The organism is Vibrio sp. 10N.222.48.A3 (assembly GCF_041475345.1).
In the GTDB taxonomy this organism is placed as follows: domain Bacteria; phylum Pseudomonadota; class Gammaproteobacteria; order Enterobacterales; family Vibrionaceae; genus Vibrio; species Vibrio tasmaniensis_A.
Map to the genome: position 1 here is coordinate 1 of NZ_JBFRVX010000895.1, position 2359 is coordinate 2359.

Below are 2359 nucleotides of genomic sequence, written 5' to 3' on the forward strand. Positions count from 1 at the left end.
CTTGGTGGCGCGGTTAAAAACGTTATCGCCATTGGTGCTGGCATGTCGGATGGTATTGGTTTTGGTGCCAATGCACGTACTGCACTTATCACTCGCGGTCTAGCTGAGATGAGTCGACTAGGCGCAGCTCTTGGTGCGCAACCAGAAACCTTCATGGGCATGGCTGGATTGGGTGACCTAGTGCTAACCTGTACTGATAACCAATCACGTAACCGTCGCTTTGGTTTGGCACTTGGCGCAGGTAAAGATGTAGATACAGCACAAGACGAAATTGGCCAAGTAGTGGAAGGTTATCGCAACACCAAAGAAGTTTGGTTACTATCAGAACGTATGGGCGTTGAAATGCCCATTGTTGAACAGATTTATCAAGTGTTGTATCAAGGGAAAGATGCACACCTAGCAGCACAAGATCTGCTTGCTAGAGACAAAAAGTCAGAAAGATAGTAAGAGCAGATACGAAATTAGAGTAAGCGAGATACGAAGAGAGTTAGAGGTACGGGTAATCAAGATGCGAATAGCATAAAGTAAATGACCCGAACAAAGTTCTCCAACTCGCTCGTACCTCACTCTTGAAGATGACGTTAGTATAATGCTCGTCATTGAAGAATGAAGTATCTGGAATCTCATTTACGCTAATTGGCTTTTCTAAGCTCTTCATATCTCTCATCTCGCTACGCGTATCTGGTTTAAAGGAATGGATGGAAAAATGAAACACTGTGAACAGCAAAAAGTTTGGCAATGCATAGTGAAGGAAGCTCGACAGCAGTCAGAGCAAGAACCTATGCTTGCGAGTTTTTATCATGCCACGATCATCAACCATGAAAGTTTAGGCGCAGCCCTTAGCTACATCCTAGCAAACAAGCTAAAGACGGCTTCAATGCCAGCAATGGCAGTACGTGAAGTGGTTGAACAAGCATTTAAGCAGGATCAATCGATTATTGATGCGGCAGCTTGTGATATTTGCGCGACGGTAAATCGAGATCCTGCGGTCGAGATGTACTCGATGCCTCTACTTTATCTGAAAGGCTACCACGCTCTGCAAGGTTACCGAGTAGCTAACTGGTTGTGGAAACAAGGGCGTATCGCACTTGCTACTTACCTACAAAACCAAATTTCAGTTGCTTGCCAAGTTGATATTCACCCAGCGGCTCGTATCGGTAAAGCTATCATGCTCGACCACGCCACTGGTATCGTGATTGGTGAAACTGCTGTCGTCGAAAATGATGTATCGATCCTTCAAGACGTTACCCTTGGTGGTACTGGTAAAGAAGGCGGCGACCGTCACCCCAAAATCCGCGAAGGCGTAATGATTGGGGCCGGAGCTAAAATACTCGGCAACATTGAAGTAGGTGAAGGCGCGAAGATTGGTTCATGCTCTGTGGTACTACAAGCCGTGCCACCTCATACAACAGTCGCAGGCGTTCCTGCAAAAATTGTCGGAAAACCGAAAACAGATAAACCATCTTTAGATATGGACCAAGGCTTCAATGGTCGCTCGCAAAATTTCATTCATGGTGATGGAATATAAGAGCTGATTCTAGGTTCGATGAGCCGAGATACGAAAGACTTAAGAGCAGATGCTGAAAACTAATAAGAGCAACATGACGATAATGATGAAACCAGTCCAAGTAATTAGCACTGTTCTTTTGATATCTTCCAGCCTTTGCGCTGTTCTTTTCTCTGCATCGCCACTTGCCGCATCGAAAGGGGAGCTGAAAGGTGTGTCGAGTGAGATATCTCGTCAACAAAAAACACTATCCTCACAACAGAAGAAGCTCGACAATTTACAGGCAAACCTCAAGCAACAAGAGCTCTCTATCTCCTTGCTTGAAAAAGCCATTAAAACAAGTAAAAAACAACTCAATACCGCCAATGCTAATGTTGCTAGCTTAGATAATAAGATTAAAGCGCTTACAGCACAGAAAAAAGCCCATACCGACAAGTTAGAGCAGCTGATTCAGACTTACTACATGACCAGCAGAGCCAAAGCCTCTTCTCACATCTTAAATACTGGCGTTGAAGAGGACCGCATTAGTCACTATTACCAACACCTCGCCAAAGCGCGATCTGCAACAATCAAAACGATCGAACAAACTCAACTTGAATTAGAAGAAAGCCATAAGCAACGCCAACTTGAGCAAGAACAAATAGCAACGCTGTTAAATCAACAGGTAGCAAAGCGCAACAAACTATCGCAGACCCAAACACAGCGTAAAAAGACTGTCGGCAGTATTAAGAAAAACATCTCTGGCGACAAAAATTACTTAGCCGAACTTCAACGTAATGAAACTCGCCTAAAAGCCGAAATAGCGAAAGCAGAAAAAGCCGCACGAGAGAGACGCAATGCTGTCCCTATGGA

3 protein-coding genes are annotated in these 2359 nt (G+C 44.6%); all 3 read left to right on the plus strand.

The window, feature by feature from the left end; all coding sequences use genetic code 11:
- The coding region (locus AB4653_RS21515; RefSeq protein WP_372105302.1) for an NAD(P)H-dependent glycerol-3-phosphate dehydrogenase at nt 1–444 on the plus strand (444 nt) is incomplete at its 5' end.
- A gap of 262 nt (nt 445–706) precedes the next feature.
- Complete coding sequence (gene cysE, locus AB4653_RS21520; protein ID WP_009847961.1) at nt 707–1528, plus strand: serine O-acetyltransferase; 822 nt, start codon at nt 707–709, stop codon at nt 1526–1528.
- A gap of 73 nt (nt 1529–1601) precedes the next feature.
- Nucleotides 1602–2359: murein hydrolase activator EnvC (locus AB4653_RS21525; RefSeq protein WP_372105304.1), on the plus strand; the 758-nt coding region annotated here is incomplete at its 3' end.

Coding starts and splice junctions, on each gene's coding strand:
- cysE (WP_009847961.1), top strand. CDS start 707: ATGAAACACTGTGAACAGCAAAAAGTTTGGCAATGCATAGTGAAGGAA.